Consider the following 17,181-nt stretch of genomic DNA (forward strand, 5'->3'; position numbering starts at 1 on the left):
AAGCTCTCCCGGGCGTCCGGGCGAGGGTTTATCGCGCGGGCGCGGGGTCGGAAAGCCCGGCGCGGCGCCTCAGCGCCGCCGGTCGATCTTGGCGGTGAGGTGGATGAGGCTCTCCATGCCGCGCACGCCGTCGAGTTCGCCGATGCGGTCGAGCGCGCTGTCGAGCTGCGGCGTGCCGGCGGCGGCGAGCTGGATCGCCATGTCGAAGCGGCCCGCCGTCGTGAACAGCCCCTCCACCTCGCGCATCCGGCCGAGCGCGGCCACGATGCTCGCCGTCATCCGCGGCTCGACCTGGATCAGCACCGTGGCGCGGATCATGCCCGCGTCCACCGCGTCGCCGGCGACGATGGTGTAGCCGGCGATGACGCCGGTGCGCTCCAGCTTCTCCAGCCGCGCCTGCACCGTGGTGCGCGACACGCCGAGCCGCCGGGCGAGCTCCGCGGTGGGCGTGCGCGCGTCGCGGCGCAGGAAGCGCAGGAGCGATTGATCCATTTCGTCGAGAGTTGTCATCGTCATTCTGCATTTATGACGGCGATCTGACAAAACTTCGAGTGCAAAACGTCAGTCTGGGGCCTTCATTCTGACATTCCGCCGCGGCATCTTACCCTCACATCGGCCGCGAGAAGCGCGGCGCCCACAAACCCGAAAGGGGGCCCTGACGCCAATGACCACGACCGCCGCCATCTGGCGCAATCCCGAGAGCTACCTTGCCGCCGAGCGCCCCGATGCGCCGGTGCTGTTCTTCGCGCCCGCCGTGCTCACGGCCAGCGCCAAACGGTTTCTCACGGGCTTTCCCGGTCTGGTCACTTACGCCGTCAAGTCCAACAGCGAGCCGGCCGTCGTCATGACGCTGATCGCCGCGGGCGTGAAGGCGTGGGACGTCGCCTCCCCCGCCGAGATCGAGCTGATCCGCGGCCTCGACCCCGACGCCGCCCTGCACTACCACAACCCCGCCAAGTCGCGCGGCGAGATCGGTTTCGCGCTCGACCACGGCGTGCGCACCTTCTCCGTCGACAGCGTCGTGGAGCTCGACAAGGTCGCCGCGATCGCCGCCGAGAGGGGCGTCGCCGCCGCCGACGTCGAGATCTCCGTGCGCTTCAAGCTGCCGGTGCGCGGCGCGGCCTATGATTTCGGCGCCAAGTTCGGCGCCTCGCCCGAGAAGGCCGCCGCGCTGCTGCGCCAGGCGCAGGGCCTCGGCATGGTCGCGAGCCTGACCTTCCACCCCGGCACCCAGTGCGAGACGGCCGACGCGTGGGTGTCCTACATCCACCAGGCCGCCCGCATCGCCGAGGACGCCGGCGTGTCGCTGCGCCGCCTGAACGTCGGCGGCGGCTTCCCCGGCGCGCTCTATGGCGAGCGCTTCGACCTCGAGGCGATCTTCGAGGCGATCGGCGCCGCCCGCGACGCCGCCTTCGGCCCGGACATGCCGCTCGTGTGCGAGCCCGGCCGCGGCCTCGTCTCGGGCTGCATGACGCTCGCCGCCCGCGTGAAGCTGGTGCGCGAGGACGGCGCGGTGTTTCTCAACGACGGCGTCTATGGCGCGCTCGACGAGTTCCCGGTGCTCGGCCGCACCCACAGCTACCGCGTGCTGACGCCCGAGGGCCTGCCCCGCGAGGGCGACGCGCGCCCGGTGATATTCTTCGGCCCGACCTGCGACAGCGTCGACCGGCTGCCCGGAGACAACCTCGCGCCCGCCGGCATCGCCGAGGATGACGTGGTGGTGTTCGAGGCGATGGGCGCCTACGGCTCCGTCACCGCCACCAGCTTCAACGGCTACGGCGGCCTGCGCTCGGTGCTGGTCTCCGAACTCTGACGCCCGCGGCGGCGGCGCGCCTGGCGTCCGCCGTCGTCCGGCCTTCCTCTCCTCCCGACCGAAACCGCCGCCGCCCGCCTTGCGTGCGGCGGCTGTTTCGCGAGCCTATTCCCGCGTGCGCCTTTCGGCGGCGAGAGCCCTCGAGACCTCCGCCGAGATGAGCTGCCTGATCTGCTGGGTCAGATTGCGGCCGAACGCGCCGGAGAATTCCTCGCGCATCACGGCGCGCGCGATGTCGGCCACCACCGCCTCGTCGATCGGGAAACCGCCGGGAAGCTCCGGCGCGTCCTCGCCCATGGCCGCGCCTGCGCCGGGGCTGGGCGCCTCCGGCCTCGCCGGCCCATCGACCCGAGGCTTCCCGACGACGGGTTCCGACGCGGCAGGCCGGACGGCCGCGCGCCCCGGAGCATCCGCGCCCGGCGCGGGGGCCGCCGCATGATCGGCCGCCGCGGCGGGCGCCGGACCGTGGCGGGGCGTCGGCGGCGTCAGGTCGGGGTTAGGCGTCAACGGCTGCGCCCGCGGCTGCCGATCGGCGGGCGCTCTGGAGCCGCCGTCGATGCGCATCTCCGGCGTCAGTTCGAGCAGGTCGCCGTCGGACGCCGCGCGCCTGCCGGTCCCGCCCTGCCGCTGTTCGTCGGTGACGATGCGCCGGATGGAGGCGAGGATGTCCGCCATGGCGGCGTCGTCGCGCGGGGTCTGGTCGCTCATGGCCTCACCTCGTCAGGGCGACCGACGGACCGGCCCGCCCACGATGCCGGCGTGCGATCAGGGTCGCCAGATCTCTTCCCAAACCGTGTCCTCGGTCTGCTCGTAGCCGAAGAGTCGATCATTGTTGAGGTCATACCGCACATCGGGGTCGTAGGCGACGACCGTCAGGCCCTGCTGCGCGGCGGTCAGCGCGCCCACGGCCGCGACGAGCGTGTAGCCCGCGACATATTCGTTGCGCATCGCGTCCACGAGGCTGGTGCGGGCGTCCAGCGTCTCCTGCTCCGCGTCGAGCACGTCGAGCGTCGTGCGAGACCCGACGATGGCCTCCTCGCGGACGCCCTCGAAGGCGAGCTGGGCGGCGCGCACCCGCTCGCGCCCCGCAACAATGCTCGCCCGGGCGACTGCGAGCTCGCTCCACGCCGCCTCGACGAGCTGGCGGCGCGCGCGCGCCTGCACCGAGATGTCCGCACGCGCCTCGCTGGCGCGCGCCTGCGCCTCGCGGATGCGGCTGTACTGCGCGCCGCCCTGATAGAGCGGGATCGTCGCGCGGACGCCGATGCTCGCCTCGGTCTGGTCGGTCGTCGCGCTGTTCGCGAAGATCGCACTGTCGCCATAGCCGACCGACGCCTCGAGCGCGACCTGCGGCAGGAGCCCGCCGATCTGGGTGCGCACGTCGCGCACCCGCGATTCCTCGGTGAACCGCGCGGCGATCACGTCGGGATGGTTCGCGAGCGCGACCGTCACCGCCTCGTCCAGCGACTGCGGAAGCGGCGGCAGCGGCGGCTGCGGCGCGAGGTTGAGCGGCTCCGAGCCGACCACCTGCCGGTAGTTCTGGCGCGAGCGCTCCAGGTTTCCCGTCACGTCGGCAAGGTTGGCGTTGGCCTCCGCCAGCGCCGCCTCGGCCTGGCTGACGTCGGTGCGCGTGACCTCGCCCACCTCAAAGCGGTCGCGGGAGGCGCGCAGCTGCTCGCTGATGACGCGCACGTTGTTGCGCGCGAGTTCGACGAACTTCTGGTCGCGCAGCACGTCGACATAGGCCGTCACGGTCCTGAGCAGAACGTCCTGCTCCAGCGAGTTGAGCTGGGCGCGCGTCGCCGAGACGTCCGCGATGCGGCCGCGCACGCTGTTGGACGTCTGGCCTCCGTCATAGAGCGACTGGGATGCGTCGATGCTCGCGCTGAACGGGTCCTGCGCATCGTCGGTGCTCCGCGCGCGCTGGGTGCTGTAGTCCGCGCCGTAGCGCACCGAGGCCGAGACGTCGGGCCGATAGCCCGCGCGCGCCTGGTTCACCCGCTCATCGACGGCGGAAAGCGCGGCGCGCGCCGCAAGCAGTTCGGGATTGGTCTCATAGGCGGAGGCGAAGGCTTCGGCGAGAGTGTCGGCGCGCGCCCAGCCGCTCGCCGCCAGCGCAAGGGCTGCGGCGAGCGCGAGCGCGCGCATCCGCGCATCGCTGTTTTGGCGTGTCATCGTTCTGTCCCTCAAGGTTTTGCCGCGAGGGTACGGCGCATGCGCCGCCCGGCAAGAGAAATGACGTCCTCAGAACTCGAATGCCGGCGCGGAGTCGAAACCGGGCAACACGGGCGCGGAGGCGTCGAACGCCCGCCGCGAGGACGTCGTCCCGCCCGAGCGCATGAACACCGTCGCCTTGCCGAGCGGTCCGTCCTGGACGATCGCCACCAGCCGGCCGCCTTCACGCAGCTGCTCCAGCAGCGCCCGCGGCGGCCCCGCGACCGCGCCCTCGACAACGATCGCGTCATAGGGCCCCGACCGGGGCGAACCCTCCGCGAGGCGCCCTTCCTCGAAGAGCACGTTGTCCGCGCCGACGCCGGCCATCGCCTCGCGCGAGGCCGCGACGAGGACCGGCTCCTCCTCCAGCGCCACCACCGCCGCCGCCAGTCGGGAGATGACCACCGCCGAGTAGCCATAGCCGGCGCCCACGTCGAGCACGAGGTCCGTCGGCCTGATCTCCGCCGCGTCGAGCATCTTGGCGAAGCTGCGCGCGTCCAGCAGCGCGCGGCCCGGCGCCAGCGGGATCGCCATGTCGGCGTAGGCGACGGCGCGGTGCGCGCGCGGGACGAAGCGCTCGCGCGGCGTGGCGAGCATGGCCTGGATGATGGCGAGCCGCGTCACGTCCGCGGGGCGAACCTGCCCGTCGACCATCGCCCGGCGGGCGGCCTCGAAATCGATCATTGCGTTCTCCGGCGGCGAACCCTGTCACCGCCGCGTGCCACATCGCGCAGCCGCGGGCAACGGCGCGCTGCGCCGCAGCGTCGCCCGCCCCTGCGGCCGGTCAGCGCCAGAACCGCTCCCCGACCTCGCCCGGCAGGTCGCCGTACATGCCCGCCACCTGCGCGCCGTAGCCGTTCCAGAGCTGCGTCGGCACGCGCTCGTCCGTGCCGAGCACCCGCTCCGTCGCCTGGCTCCAGCGGGGGTGCGCCACTTCCGGGTTCACGTTGGCCCAGAAGCCGTACTCTGCGCTCTGCAGTTCCTCCCAGAAGCTCACCGGGCGCTCCTCGACGAAGGAGACGCGCACGATCGACTTGATCGACTTGAAGCCGAATTTCCACGGCAGATGCAGGCGTATCGGCGCGCCGAACTGATTGTGCAGCACCTTGCCGTAGGCGCCGACCACGAGGAACGCCAGCGGGTTGGCCGCCTCCGCCATCGTCACGCCCTCGACATAGGGCCACGGATACCAGAACTGGCGCTGGCCGCGGGCGACGTCGGGATCCTTGAAGGTCTCGAAGCGGAGATACTTCGCCGACGCCAGCGGCCTCGCGCGTTCGACGAGGGCGCTCAGCGGAAAGCCGATCCACGGCGCCACCATCGACCACGCCTCGACGCAGCGATGGCGCACCACGCGCTCTTCGATCGGCGCGCTCGCGATCAGGTCGTCGGTGGAGATCTCCGTCGGGCTTTCGACCAGCCCGTCGATCTTTATCGTCCAGCCCCGCGTCTCCAGCGCCTGCGCGGCGTCGTAGATCTGCTTCTGGCTGCCGAACTCGTAGAAGTTGTTGTAGGTGCTGTTTATGTCCTCGGGCGTCACGGCGCGGCCCGCATCGGCGAAGTCGGGGTTGAGCGGCGCCGTCCCCGGCCACGCCGCAGGCCCCTCGTCGGCCCGCGCCGCGGCGCCGAAAAGGCTGGCGCCGCCGAGCAGCCCGGCCCCGAGCCCCATGCCGCGCAGGATCGAGCGGCGGTTCAGGAAGACCGCTTCCGGCGTCGCCGCGCTCTCTGGAAGCGCCCAGTCCGGGCGGCGGATCACGTTCATCTCGGCCTCTCCTTCGACACGTTTCTGCGAAGGTAGCCCGGAGGCCCCTCTCCCGCCAATCGGAGGGCGCGGAAACGTGACCTGGCGCCATCGCGGCGCAGGCCGGCGCGGCTCGGTTCCGCCCGGCTCGGCTCCGCGCGTCTGAGGACGGCGCGGCGGCCGTCAGGCGACGACCCACGCCTCGCGCGGCACGCCCTGCAGGTGCAGCAGCGCGGTGAGGTCCGACCGCTCGATCAGCGCATCGGCCTCGGCCGCAAGCGCGGGCTTGGCCCGATAGGCCGCCCCCAGCCCCGCCGCCCGCACCATCGCGAGATCGTTGGCGCCGTCGCCCACGGCCAGCGCCGCGGACGTGGCCAGCCCGCGCGCGGCGCAGAGCGCCCGGAGCCGCTGCGCCTTGGCCTCGCGCCCGAGGATCGGCGGCACGACGCAGCCCGTCAGCCTGCCCTCCGCCACTTCGAGCACGTTGGCGTGGTGCTCCGCGAAGCCCGCCGCCGCCGCCACGCGCTCGGTGAAGAAGGTGAAGCCGCCCGAGACCAGCGCCGTCGCCGCGCCGCGCTTCGCCATGGTGCGCACCAGCGTCGCCGCGCCGGGGTTCAGCCGCACCCGCGTCTCGTACACCGTCTCCAGCAACGCCGCGTCAAAACCCGCCAACAGCGCCGCCCGCGCCGTCAGCGCGGCCTCGAAGTCGAGCTCGCCGCGCATCGCGGCCTCGGTGATCCCGGCGACCTTGGCGCCGACGCCGGCGACGGCGGCGATCTCGTCGATGCACTCCACGCCGATCATGGTGCCGTCCATGTCCGCGAGCAGGACGCGCTTCTCCCGCCCCTCGACCGGCACGAGATTGGCGTCTCCCTCCGGGCCCAGCGCCGCCCGCGCGCGCGCCAGCCTTTCGGGGTCGAGGTCGGGCAAGGCCGCCTCCGCCGCGTCGGGGCCGAGCGGGCGCAACTCGCGCGCCCCGGCGGCCCGCGCGGCCTCCCGCACAGCCGGGGCCGCCGGGTCGCGCCCGGTGATGACGAGCATGGCGGTCATGGGTCTCGCTCCGATGGGTCGCGCGGCGGCGGGCGCCTCAGCCGGCCCCGCTTTGACCGCGGATGCGCGCCGCTGTCAAAGCGGCGACGGGCGCGCGGGACCGCGGCCCTGCGCGCCGCGCGCCCCGCCGTCCGGCCCGCCGCTCAGCCGGCCGCGACCTGCTGGCCGGGGGTGGAGCGGGAGATCTCCTGCTCCGCCTCGTTCATGTCCGCGGGAATGTCCTCGAACAGCGGCGTCGAGAGGTAGCGCTCGCCGGTGTCCGGCAGCATGCACAGGATCACGGCGCCCTCCGGCGCCGTCTCGGCGATCTTCAGCGAGACCGCGAAGGTCGAGCCGCCGGAGATGCCGGTGAGGATGCCCTCCTTCGCCGCCAGCGCCTTCGCCCCCGCGACGCCCTCGGCGCCCGAGACCGGCGCCAGCTCGTCGTAGAAGCCCGAGTCGACGGCCTCCTGCAGAACCAGCGGAATGAAGTCCGGCGTCCAGCCCTGGATCGGGTGCGGCTCGAAGGCCGGGTGGCTCTCGTTGGCCACGCCGTTCGCATCGCGCCCCTGCGCCCGGCCGCTCGCCAGAAGCTGCGCGTTGGCCGGCTCGCTGAGGATGATCTTCGTCTCCGGCCGCTCCCTGCGCAGCACCCGCGCCACGCCGGTGACGGTGCCGCCGGTGCCGAAGCCGGTCACGAACCAGTCGAGCCGCTCGCCCTCGAAATCGCGCAGGATCTCGCGCGCCGTGGTGGCCTCGTGGATGTCGGCGTTGGCGTCGCTCTCGAACTGGCCGGCGAGGAACCAGCCATGTTGCGCCGCCAGCTCGGCGGCCTTGCGATACATGCCGAAACCCTTCTCGGCGCGCGGCGTCAGCACCACCTTCGCGCCGAGCAGCCGCATCAGCCGCCGCCGCTCTATCGAGAAGCTCTCGGCCATGGTGACGACCAGCGGATAGCCCTTCTGGGCGCAGACCATCGCCAGCCCGATGCCGGTGTTGCCGCTGGTGGCCTCGACCACCGTCTGCCCCGGCTTCAGCCTGCCCGACCGCTCGGCCGACTCGATGAGGTTGATCGCCAGACGGTCCTTGACCGACGCCGCCGGATTGAAGAATTCCGCCTTCACATAAAGCCGCACATGAGGCGGCGCGAGGTTGTTGATCCTGATGCAGGGCGTGTCGCCGATGGTCTCCAGCACGCTGTCATAGAGCCTGCCGCGCCCCTTGGTCGTCCGAACACCTGTCGTCTCGCGCATGGTTTCTCTCCCGGTCGAACCCGTGTCTCGCGCCGCAACCCTGATACGAAGCGGGCGGACGGTAAAGCGCCGGCCCATCAGCCATGCGCAACCCCGCCATCCGCCTCGCGCCCCTTTCCGCGGACCGGCTTGGGTGGAATAAGGCCCCACGCAGCACGGGAGACGGCAATGGAGATTCGCGAAGCCCTCACCTTCGACGACGTGCTTCTGGTTCCAGGCGCCTCCGAGGTGGTTCCCGGCGAGGTCGACACGCGCACCTATGTGACGCGGGAGATCGCGCTCAACATCCCGCTGCTGTCCTCGGCCATGGACACCGTCACCGAGGCCGAGATGGCCATCGCCATGGCGCAGACGGGCGGCCTCGGCGTCATCCACCGCAACCTCGACGTCGAGGTGCAGGCCGAGCAGGTGCGGCGCGTGAAGCGCTTCGAGAGCGGCATCGTGTACAACCCCATCACCCTGCGCCCCGACCAGAGCCTCGGCGAGGCCCGCGCGCTGCAGCGACGCTACGGCGTAACGGGGTTCCCGGTGGTCGGGGCGGAAGGTCGGCTCGCCGGCATCCTCACCAACCGCGACATGCGCTTCGCCGAGGACGAGACGATGCCGGTCTCGCTGCTGATGACGTCGGAGAACCTCGCCGTGGTCCGCGAGCCGGTGGACATCGCCGAGGCCAAGAAGATGCTCCAGGCCCGCCGGATCGAGAAGCTGCTGGTGGTCGACGCCGCCGGCCTGTGCGTGGGGCTGCTGACCGTCAAGGACATCCAGAAGGCCGTGCTCAACCCGCAGGCCTGCAAGGACGCGATGGGCCGTCTGCGCGTCGCCGCAGCCACGACGGTCGGCGATTCCGGCTGGGAGCGTTCCGAGGCGCTGATCGACGCCGGGGTGGACCTCATCGTGATCGACACGGCGCACGGCCATTCCGTTTCGGTCTCCCGCGCCGTCGAACGCATCAAGAAGCACTCCAACCATGTTCAGGTCGCCGCGGGCAACGTGGCGACAGCGGACGCGACGCGCGCGCTGATCGACGCCGGGGCCGACGCGGTGAAGGTCGGCATCGGGCCGGGCTCGATCTGCACCACCCGCATCGTCGCCGGGGTCGGGGTGCCGCAGCTCACCGCGGTGATGGACTGTGCGATAGCCGCGCGCGAGAGCGGCGTCGCCGTGATCGCCGACGGCGGCATCAAGTTCTCGGGCGACCTCGCCAAGGCCATCGCGGGCGGCGCCCACTGCGCGATGATCGGCTCGATGCTGGCAGGCACGGACGAGGCCCCCGGCGAGGTGTTCCTGCACCAGGGCCGCAGCTTCAAGGCCTATCGCGGCATGGGTTCGGTGACGGCCATGGCGCGCGGCTCGGCCGACCGCTATTTCCAGAGCGAGGTGTCGGCCCAGAAGCTCGTGCCCGAGGGCATCGAGGGCCAGGTGCCCTACAAGGGCGCCGCCGGCGCCGTGATCCACCAGCTCGTCGGCGGCCTGCGCGCCGCGATGGGCTACACCGGCGCCCGCGACATCGCCGCGATGCGCACCGACTGCAGCTTCGTGCGGATCACCGGCGCCGGCCTGCGCGAAAGCCACGTCCACGATGTGGCCATCACGCGGGAAAGCCCGAACTACCGCACCGACGGCTAGGGGCGGCTTGCGTTCGCCGCCGCAGTCCGTCCGCCGGAGGATCGCCGGAAACCGTTCGGCTCATGTCATGATCGCCGCAGCCGAAGATGAGCGGAGGCTCGCAGGTTTCAGGAACGCGCATCGTCGCGCCGCCTGATGGGATTGGCGCGGCGCCCGCGCAAGCAAGCCGCGCCACCCCGCGGGCCGCGCATCGTCGCCAGGCCGATCGGCGCCCTCGACGCCGCCGCAGGGTTCGCGGCTTTGACCGGCGCCCCGACCGACCGGACCGGCGCGCCGCCGCTGAGCGCAGGATGGGCGCGCGCCGCAACCGGAAAGCGGCCCGCCCGCCGCGCCGCACACCGCCCGTGGCGCCCCGCCCCCCCTGGCGGGAAGCGTGAGCAAGGCGCAGCCGGCCGGCGCCGTCTGAGCGGATGTCTCCGCCGCGCGGCCGCCGGCGGCGCGCGCGGCGCCGTATCGGAACCTCGGATTCCCATGATCATCGATGGACCGGCGGCGGGGGACAGAGCAAGTGGCCCGCGGGAGCGCAGGCGCGCATTCGGGCGCCGAAGGACGTCTAGTCCCTGCGCCGCGAACTTCGAAAACAGCGAGACCGGCCCGCGGCGAACCCGGGCGCACCACCGCCTCGCCGTCGGCGCACGATGCGCCCAGGCGGCATTTGCGGCGACCGGACCGATCTCGTCCGCGTCGCCGGCCGGCCGCGCCGCGGTCGCGGCGGGGCGTCCGGTCGGCCGATCGCGCCGCGCGGCGCCGCCGCCGGCCTGCGCGCGCCCCGGCGCCGCGATCGCCGCGCGCCGCCTGTCGCGAAACCGTCGTCGCTCCGCTATAGCAGCGGTTCCCGGGAGGGTTCGTCTCATGCCGCGCAAGGTTCTGCTGATCACCGCCGACCAGTGGCGCGGCGACGCTCTGGGGTTTCTGGGCCACCCTGCCGCGCGCACGCCGACGCTCGACGCGCTGGCCGCCGACGGCGTCGCCTTCACGCGCCACTTCACGCCGTCGGCCCCGTGCGGACCGGCGCGCGCGACGCTGCTGACCGGGCTCTATCCGTTCATCCACCGCTCGGTCAGGAACGGCGCCCCGCTGGATGCGCGCCACGCCAATCTTGCGCTCGAGGCCCGGCGGGCGGGGCTCGACCCGGTGCTGTTCGGCTACACCGACAGCAGCGCCGACCCGCGCGCGATGGCGCCGGAAGACCCGCGCCTGCGCAGCTTCGAGGGCGTGCTGCCCGGTTTCCGCCTAGAGGCGTCGCTCAACGAGAGCCAGCTCACCGGCTGGCTGACGGAACTCGCGAAGAAGGGCTACGAGCTTCCCGAGGCGCCGTTCCGCATCTACGCCCAGGCCGGCAGTCCGCCCGTGATGGCGCGCTTCAGCCGCGGTCCCGCCATCTATGCGGCGGAGGACGGCGACACCGCCTACATCGCCGACCGCTTCCTCGACTTCATCCGGCTGCGACGGCGCGAGGACTGGTTCGCCCATGTCGTGTTCCTGCGCCCGCACCCGCCGATGATCGCGCCCGCGCCCTACAACGACGCGGTGAGCGTCGCCGACCTGCCCCCCGTCAGGCGCATGTCCAGCCGCGAGGAGGAGGCCGGCAGCCACCCGTTCCTCGCCGAATGGCTCAACGAGCAGGCGCACCCGGACTACTTCGAGAGCCAGGTGGACGTTCACGCCGTCCCGGAGGAGGACCGCGCGGCCATGCGGGCGGTCTATTTCGGCCTGATCGCCGAGGTGGACGCGCAGCTCGGACGCATCGTCGCCCGTCTGAAGGCCAGCGGGGAGTGGGACGAGACGCTGGTGATCTTCACCGCCGACCACGGCGAGATGCTGGGCGACCACTGGTGCTGGGGCAAGGGCGGCTGGTTCGACCCCGCCTTCCACATCCCCCTGATCGTGCGCGACCCCGAAGCGCCGCGCGGCGCGCGGGGGCGGCGCGTGGGCGCCCTGACCGAGTCGGTGGACATCCTGCCGACGGTGCTCGGCTGGATCGGCCGGGAGGCCCCGCGCGACGCGAGCGGCGCCTCGCTGGCCCCGTGGCTTCGCGGCGAGACCCCGCCGCGCTGGCGGGCGGCGGCGACCTGGGAGTTCGATTTCCGCAATCCCGCAACGCGGCGCTACGAGCGGGCGCTCGGGATCGGGCCGGAGGAATGCGTGCTGGGCGTATGGCGCGAAGCGCGCTGGAAGTACGTCCACTTCCCGAGCCTGCCGCCGCGGCTCTACGACCTTGAGGCCGACCCCGGCGAGCTGCGCGATCTCGCCTCGGCGCCGGAGATGGCGGGCGTCGTGGCGCGCTGCGCCGGCCGTCTGCTCTCGCACCGGATGCTGCACGCCGAACGCAGTTTCGCCGACGCGCTGCTCACCGAGCGCGGCGTCGTCTGCGGCGCGGAACCGCGCGCGACGCCGGAGGGGCTCTATGCCGCCCCATGAGCCGCCCCATGAGCCGCCCAATCAGCCGCCCCGTGGGTCGTCCGGCGACGCGCTGGCCGAGGCCGCGCGGTCGGCCGTGGCGCGCGGCGACTGGCGCGGCGCGGCCGAGGCGTTCGCCGCGCTGGCGACGGCCTTCGACCCGGTTCCGCCCGCCCTCGCCTACAATCTCGGCGCGGCGCTGCGGCGCGCCGGCAGGCCCCTGGATGCGGTCGGCTGGTTCGACAGGGCGCTGGCCGCCGAACCGGACCGCGCGGCGGCGCTCTTCGAACGGGCGGCCGCGCTCATGGACGCGGGGCGCCTCGACGCCGCCCTCGCCGGCTTCGAGGCGGCGCTGGCCGCCGACCCCGCCGACGCCGACGCGCGTCTGAACCGCGCGCGCCTGCTCGCCGCGCTCCGCCGGTGGGAGGAGGCCGAGGCGGCGTGGGCGGCGCTGCCGGGCGTCGAGGCGGCCGCGGGCCGCGTCGCCGCGCTGGCGGAGGCGGGGCGCGAGGCCGAGGCGCTGGCGTCGGCGCGCGCGATGACCGCCGGGGGCGACGGCGCGGCGGCGCTGCGCGCGCTCACCCATGCCGGGCGCGGCGCCCTGCCGCTCGCGCCCTCGGCGCTGAGCGGGGCGCCCCGTCACCGGTCTGTCATCAACAATCGGTAAACGCGGGTTCGGGATCTCCGTCGGCGCGCCGCCGACGCTTTGTCAGGAGCCGTCGCCATGACCGCCATCACCCGCCGCACAGCCCTGTCCGGGGCCGCCGCCGCCATCGCCGCGCCAGCCGTGCTCCGCGCGACCGACGCGCTCTCGTCCTCGGGCCAGGTCAACGTCTTCGCCTGGGGCGACTACATCCAGCAGAACCAGATCGACTGGTTCACGAGCAAGACCGGCGTCGCCGTGAATCTCTCGACCTACGGTTCGAACGACGAGGCCGAGCAGAAGCTGCGCGCCGCCGGCGGCAAGGGCTTCGACCTCGTGTTCCCCTCTGTCACCAACGTGCCGAACTACCGCTATGAGGGCGAGCTCCTGCTCCAGCCGATCGACGAGTCCAGGGTCGCGATGGACAACATCATCCCCTCGATGGTGCGCGACAGCATCCAGCTCGGCGGCGTGCAGGACGGCAAGCGCGTGGCGCTGCCGTTCAACTGGGGCACCGAGGCGATCACCTTCGACAGCGAGGCGCTGCCGCTCGACGTCGTCTCCTTCGGCGACCTGTGGCGCGAGGGCCTGGGCCCGAAGGCGGCTTTCCGCCAGAAGTCGGTTATCGTCGGCACCGGCCTCTATCTCGACGCCATCGGCGAGGTTCCCTCCAACCGCATGATGGACGTGTACAAGACCGAGGACGACGCCAAGCGCGTGTTCGCCGCGGCGGCCGATTTCGTCATCCGCCACAAGGGCAACATCGGCGCGTTCTGGAACAACGCAACCGAGGCGACTGCCGCCTTCACCGAGGCCGGCTGCGTCATCGGCCAGACCTGGGACACCACCGGCATCAAGCTCGGCTGGGACGTCTCGCCCAAGTGGAAGTACCGCATGCCCAAGGAAGGCGGCATCACCTGGATGGACTCCGTCGCGATCCCGTCCGGCGCCGAGAACATCGAGCAGGCCTACGCGTTCATGAACGCCTGCTTCGAGGGCGAGATGGCCGGCCTGCATGTGCAGAACACCGGCTACAATTCCGCCGCCACGCGCGCGGCCGAGTTCGCCGGCGAGCAGTACGCCCGCACCTTCGCCGAGATCTACACGCCCGAGGCGCTCTCGAACCTCTGGTGGTGGCAGGCCGACACGCCCTGGTTCGCCACCACGCGCCAGCTCTACGTCGACACCATCACCAACGCCTGAGCCGGCGCCCGACACGGCGCACGACACCGGGCGGGGCCTGCCGCGGGCCCCGCCTCACCCCGCCAGCGGAGGACCGGGAGATGCTCGACCAGGCGCGGATGCAGGGGCGAGAAGTCGCCCTCGACGGCCTCTCGATGCGCTTCGGCGACTTCACCGCCGTGCATCCGACCGATCTGACGATCCGCGCGGGCGAGTTCTTCTCGATCCTCGGCCCCTCGGGCTGCGGCAAGACCACGGTCCTGCGCGCGATCTCGGGCTTCGCGGCGCCCAGCGCCGGCCGCGTGCTCATCGGCGGCGACGACGTGACCGCGCTGGGCCCCAACCGCCGCCCCACCGCGCTGATCTTCCAGAGCCTCGCGCTCTTTCCGCTGATGACGGTATGGGAGAACGTCGCGTTCGGGCTGGAGGCGCGCGGCATGGCCCGCGCCGAGCGCCGCCGCCGCGCGGACGCCCTGCTCGAACTCGTGGCGCTGGAGGGCCAGGGCGACAAGCGGCCCGCGCAGCTCTCCGGCGGCCAGCGCCAGCGCGTCGCCGTGGCGCGCGCCCTGGCGGTCGAACCCGCGGTGCTGCTGCTGGACGAGCCGCTCTCCGCGCTGGACCTCAAGCTCCGCCAGCACATGCGCGCCGAGCTGAAGGCGATCCAGCGCCGCACCGGCGTCACCTTCGTCTACATCACCCACGATCAGGGCGAGGCGCTGACGATGTCGGACCGCATCGCGGTGATGAACGCCGGACGCATCGAGCAGGTCGACGCGGCGAACGTGATCTACGACCGGCCCGAGACGCCCTTCGTCGCGACCTTCGTCGGCGAGCAGAACGTGTTCGAGGGCCGCGTCGAATCGGTCGCCGAGGGCTTCGCCGCCGTAGCCACGCCGCAGGGCCGGTTCCGCGCCATCGACCGCGCCGGCCTCGCGCCCGGCGAGGCCGCCGCCGTGATGGTGCGACCCGAGCGGACCGCGCCGGCCGCGAACGCGCCCTCCGACGCCAACCGCTTCACGGCCCGGGTCGAGCGCATCGACATGGAGGGCCCGTATCTCATCGCGCATCTGCGCGCGGGCGACGCGGCGGCGGCGCTGCATGTGCCGAACCTCGCCGGCGCCGCGGCGGGTCTGACCGGCGCCGTCGAGGCCGCCTTCCGGCCCGAGGACGCCGCCGCCTTCCGGCCGGGGGGACGCGCCCGTGGCTGAACTCGTCCGCGCCTACGGCCGCGGCCTCGCCGCGGTCTTCGCCGGGCTGACCGCGGTGTGGCTGGTGCTGATGGTCGCCCTGCCGATGGCGAACATGACCAAGCGCGCCTTCACGCTCGAAATCCGCGACGGCCCCTCGGCGCAGATGCGCGTCGAACTCGAGCGGGCCCGCCAGCAGATCGCCGTGATCGACTTCGACATCGCCGCCGCCGAGACCGAGATCGCGCGCGGGTCCGCCCCAGCCGCCGCGCCGAGCCCGTCCGACCCGTTCGCCGGCCTGACCGGGCGCGCGAGTCCCGGCATGGCGGCGCCCTCGCCTGGCGGAGGCGGCGCCGAGCCGCCGGAGGCGCGGATAGAGCGGCTGCGCGCCGAACGCGCCGAGGCGGTCGCTGCGATCCCGGCGATGGCGGCCGAGGTCGAGCGGCTGCGCGCCGGGGAGGACGCCCGAGCCGGGCTGTCGGTCGAGAACTTCACCACCATGAGCCCGCTCCACTGGCGCGTGTTCGGCCTGACCTTTCTCTATTGCGTGGCGGTGACGACGATCGCGCTGGTGGTCTGCTACCCCGTCGCCTACGCCGTCGCGCAGGCGCAGGGAACGGGGCGCGCGGGGCTGCTGCTGCTGGGCCTCGTCGTGCCCTACGCGATCAACGAACTGCTGCGCATCTTCGCCTGGACCATGATCCTCGCCAACAACGGCATCCTGAACGGCGCGCTGGACGCGCTGGGTGTCATCGACCTCGAAGGCGGCGAGACGATCCGCTGGCTCGCCTCCAACGGCTCGGTCTTCGCGGTGATGGTCTACGCCTATGTCCTGTTCATGGTGTTCCCGATCTACAACGCGATCGAGACGCTGGAGCGCGCGCAGATCGAGGCGGCGCGCGATCTCGGCGCCTCGGTCTGGCGCATCCACCGCCGCGTCGTGATCCCCCACGCCAAGCCCGGCATCGCGGTGGGCTGCATCATGACCTTCATGCTGTCGGCCGGTTCGATCAGCGTGCCGGGCCTTGTCGGGCCGGGCCTGCATCCGGACTGGTTCAGCCAGATCATCTACCGCAACTTCTTCGAGGCCGCGAACTGGAACGTCGGCTCGGCGCGGGCGCTGATGCTGCTGATCCTTTCCACCGCCTTCATCATCGGCGTCATGCGGGCCTTCGGGGTCGGCGTGAAGGAGATCGCCAAATGACCGCCGCCGCAGACGTCCCGGCCCCGGTCCCGGCCCGCGCGGGCGCCGCCGCGGGTTCAGGCGGCGTGGACTGGGCGCAGGTCGCGCTCAACGCCTATATCGTCGTGTTCATGCTCTACCTGTTCCTGCCGCTGGCGCTGATGGCCCTCGCCGCGTTCAACGCCAACGACACGCCGAGCGTGACGGACTGGCGCGGCTTCACCCTCGACTGGTTCACGGGCCGCACCGACGAGGCGGGCGAGGTCGTCGTGCGCGGCCTGCCGCAGGAGACGCGGTTTCTCGAGGGCCTGATGCGCTCCGTGGGCATCGCGCTGGGGGTGATCGCGCTCGCCATCCCGCTGGGGCTCGCCGCGGCGCTGGTGCTGTCGCGGCTCGGCGCGGCGTCGGGGTCGTTTCTCTACACGCTGCTCGTCTCGCCGATCCTGACGCCCGGCATCGTCCTCGGCGTCTCGACCATGACGCTGTGGCGCGACGCCTTCGGCGTGGAGGCCGGGCCGCTGACCGTGGTGGTGGCGCATTCCAGCTTCATCGCCAGCTACTGCATGCTGATGTTCATGGCGCGGCTGCAACGGCTCGACCCCGCGCTGGAGGAGGCCGCGCTCGACCTCGGCGCCTCGAACCTGTTCGCCTTCCGGCGCGTGACCCTGCCCTTCCTGTGGCCGACGATCGCCACGGCGTCGGTGGTGGCGTTCCTGCAGAGCTTCGAGAACTACAACACCACCTTCTTCGCCATCGGCTCGTCGTTCACCCTCGTCACCGAGATCGGCTCGCGGATGCGCTTCGGCCTGTCGCCGACAATCAACGCGATCGGCGTGCTGTTCATCGTGCTGACCGTGGCGGCGGCCGCGGTCTGGGTGCTGCTGCGGCGCCGTCAGGGGTGAGCGGCGGC

At 72.5% G+C, this 17,181-nt stretch carries 15 protein-coding genes; 8 read left to right on the top strand and 7 right to left on the bottom strand.

All coding sequences use genetic code 11. The features are described 5' to 3' along the window. Window positions 1-69 precede the first annotated feature (69 nt). A complete protein-coding gene (locus BLW43_RS02450) occupies window positions 70-492 on the bottom strand; it encodes an Lrp/AsnC family transcriptional regulator (RefSeq protein WP_245730884.1) in 423 nt (140 codons plus the stop codon). A 172-nt stretch (window positions 493-664) separates the two neighbouring features. Here BLW43_RS02450 and BLW43_RS02455 point away from each other — a divergent pair, with 172 nt between their 5' ends. Then, window positions 665-1,813, top strand: a complete 1,149-nt coding sequence (locus tag BLW43_RS02455) for a type III PLP-dependent enzyme (protein ID WP_093248006.1) — start codon at window positions 665-667, stop codon at window positions 1,811-1,813. 105 nt (window positions 1,814-1,918) lie between these two features. Here BLW43_RS02455 and BLW43_RS23330 read toward each other — a convergent pair whose 3' ends face one another. The 6 genes from BLW43_RS23330 to BLW43_RS02485 form a co-directional block, all read right to left on the bottom strand. After that, on the bottom strand, window positions 1,919-2,521 hold the full coding sequence (locus BLW43_RS23330; protein WP_093248008.1) for a hypothetical protein: 603 nt from the start codon (window positions 2,519-2,521) through the stop codon (window positions 1,919-1,921). 57 nt (window positions 2,522-2,578) lie between these two features. Next, window positions 2,579-3,988, bottom strand: coding sequence for a TolC family outer membrane protein (locus tag BLW43_RS02465; protein ID WP_093248010.1), 1,410 nt, complete (start codon window positions 3,986-3,988; stop codon window positions 2,579-2,581). A gap of 69 nt (window positions 3,989-4,057) precedes the next feature. After that, window positions 4,058-4,711: a protein-L-isoaspartate O-methyltransferase family protein gene (locus tag BLW43_RS02470; protein WP_093248012.1), complete on the bottom strand. Its 654-nt coding sequence runs from the start codon at window positions 4,709-4,711 to the stop codon at window positions 4,058-4,060. A gap of 100 nt (window positions 4,712-4,811) precedes the next feature. Further along, window positions 4,812-5,789, bottom strand: a complete 978-nt coding sequence (msrP, locus tag BLW43_RS02475; RefSeq protein ID WP_093248014.1) for a protein-methionine-sulfoxide reductase catalytic subunit MsrP — start codon at window positions 5,787-5,789, stop codon at window positions 4,812-4,814. Window positions 5,790-5,951: 162 nt separating this feature from the next. After that, a complete protein-coding gene (gene serB, locus BLW43_RS02480; RefSeq protein WP_093248016.1) occupies window positions 5,952-6,818 on the bottom strand; it encodes a phosphoserine phosphatase SerB in 867 nt (288 codons plus the stop codon). Between the two features lie 143 nt (window positions 6,819-6,961). Beyond that, the gene (locus BLW43_RS02485) at window positions 6,962-8,050 is read right to left on the bottom strand and encodes a PLP-dependent cysteine synthase family protein (RefSeq protein WP_093248018.1); all 1,089 of its coding nucleotides are present in this window, start codon (window positions 8,048-8,050) and stop codon (window positions 6,962-6,964) included. A gap of 168 nt (window positions 8,051-8,218) precedes the next feature. Here BLW43_RS02485 and guaB point away from each other — a divergent pair, with 168 nt between their 5' ends. The 7 genes from guaB to BLW43_RS02520 all read left to right on the top strand — a co-directional run bounded on the left by guaB (window position 8,219) and on the right by BLW43_RS02520 (window position 17,173). After that, the gene (guaB, locus tag BLW43_RS02490) at window positions 8,219-9,676 is read left to right on the top strand and encodes an IMP dehydrogenase (protein WP_093248020.1); all 1,458 of its coding nucleotides are present in this window, start codon (window positions 8,219-8,221) and stop codon (window positions 9,674-9,676) included. A gap of 852 nt (window positions 9,677-10,528) precedes the next feature. Further along, window positions 10,529-12,097 carry an alkaline phosphatase family protein gene (locus BLW43_RS02495; protein WP_139283960.1) on the top strand — a complete coding sequence of 523 codons (1,569 nt, stop codon included), beginning with the start codon at window positions 10,529-10,531 and terminating at the stop codon, window positions 12,095-12,097. Further along, window positions 12,084-12,743 (top strand): tetratricopeptide repeat protein, encoded by a 660-nt coding sequence (locus BLW43_RS02500; RefSeq protein ID WP_093248024.1) that lies wholly within the window; start codon window positions 12,084-12,086, stop codon window positions 12,741-12,743. Before BLW43_RS02495 ends, BLW43_RS02500 begins: the two co-directional genes overlap by 14 nt. Before the next feature lie 57 nt (window positions 12,744-12,800). Further along, a complete protein-coding gene (locus BLW43_RS02505; RefSeq protein ID WP_093248026.1) occupies window positions 12,801-13,922 on the top strand; it encodes an extracellular solute-binding protein in 1,122 nt (373 codons plus the stop codon). 80 nt (window positions 13,923-14,002) lie between these two features. Next, window positions 14,003-15,109 (top strand): ABC transporter ATP-binding protein, encoded by a 1,107-nt coding sequence (locus BLW43_RS02510; RefSeq protein ID WP_245730885.1) that lies wholly within the window; start codon window positions 14,003-14,005, stop codon window positions 15,107-15,109. Then, the gene (locus BLW43_RS02515; protein WP_217632081.1) at window positions 15,102-16,292 is read left to right on the top strand and encodes an ABC transporter permease; all 1,191 of its coding nucleotides are present in this window, start codon (window positions 15,102-15,104) and stop codon (window positions 16,290-16,292) included. The genes BLW43_RS02510 and BLW43_RS02515 overlap by 8 nt, the downstream gene beginning before the upstream one ends. Continuing rightward, entirely contained in the window at window positions 16,289-17,173 is an 885-nt protein-coding gene (locus tag BLW43_RS02520) for an ABC transporter permease (protein WP_093248028.1), read from the top strand. Before BLW43_RS02515 ends, BLW43_RS02520 begins: the two co-directional genes overlap by 4 nt. The last annotated feature ends 8 nt before the right edge of the window (window positions 17,174-17,181 follow it).

Source organism: Rubrimonas cliftonensis, assembly GCF_900107585.1.
Classification (GTDB): Bacteria; Pseudomonadota; Alphaproteobacteria; order Rhodobacterales; family Rhodobacteraceae; genus Rubrimonas; species Rubrimonas cliftonensis.

What these genes read in the sequence shown, in the direction of transcription:
- BLW43_RS02465 (WP_093248010.1), bottom strand. Translation starts at nt 3,988, where the DNA reads ATGACACGCCAAAACAGCGATGCGCGGATGCGCGCGCTCGCGCTCGCC.
- guaB (WP_093248020.1), top strand. Translation starts at nt 8,219, where the DNA reads ATGGAGATTCGCGAAGCCCTCACCTTCGACGACGTGCTTCTGGTTCCA.
- msrP (WP_093248014.1), bottom strand. Translation starts at nt 5,789, where the DNA reads ATGAACGTGATCCGCCGCCCGGACTGGGCGCTTCCAGAGAGCGCGGCG.
- BLW43_RS02495 (WP_139283960.1), top strand. Translation starts at nt 10,529, where the DNA reads ATGCCGCGCAAGGTTCTGCTGATCACCGCCGACCAGTGGCGCGGCGAC.
- BLW43_RS02470 (WP_093248012.1), bottom strand. Translation starts at nt 4,711, where the DNA reads ATGATCGATTTCGAGGCCGCCCGCCGGGCGATGGTCGACGGGCAGGTT.
- BLW43_RS23330 (WP_093248008.1), bottom strand. Translation starts at nt 2,521, where the DNA reads ATGAGCGACCAGACCCCGCGCGACGACGCCGCCATGGCGGACATCCTC.
- BLW43_RS02505 (WP_093248026.1), top strand. Translation starts at nt 12,801, where the DNA reads ATGACCGCCATCACCCGCCGCACAGCCCTGTCCGGGGCCGCCGCCGCC.
- serB (WP_093248016.1), bottom strand. Translation starts at nt 6,818, where the DNA reads ATGACCGCCATGCTCGTCATCACCGGGCGCGACCCGGCGGCCCCGGCT.
- BLW43_RS02500 (WP_093248024.1), top strand. Translation starts at nt 12,084, where the DNA reads ATGCCGCCCCATGAGCCGCCCCATGAGCCGCCCAATCAGCCGCCCCGT.
- BLW43_RS02455 (WP_093248006.1), top strand. Translation starts at nt 665, where the DNA reads ATGACCACGACCGCCGCCATCTGGCGCAATCCCGAGAGCTACCTTGCC.
- BLW43_RS02520 (WP_093248028.1), top strand. Translation starts at nt 16,289, where the DNA reads ATGACCGCCGCCGCAGACGTCCCGGCCCCGGTCCCGGCCCGCGCGGGC.
- BLW43_RS02450 (WP_245730884.1), bottom strand. Translation starts at nt 492, where the DNA reads ATGGATCAATCGCTCCTGCGCTTCCTGCGCCGCGACGCGCGCACGCCC.
- BLW43_RS02485 (WP_093248018.1), bottom strand. Translation starts at nt 8,050, where the DNA reads ATGCGCGAGACGACAGGTGTTCGGACGACCAAGGGGCGCGGCAGGCTC.
- BLW43_RS02510 (WP_245730885.1), top strand. Translation starts at nt 14,003, where the DNA reads ATGCTCGACCAGGCGCGGATGCAGGGGCGAGAAGTCGCCCTCGACGGC.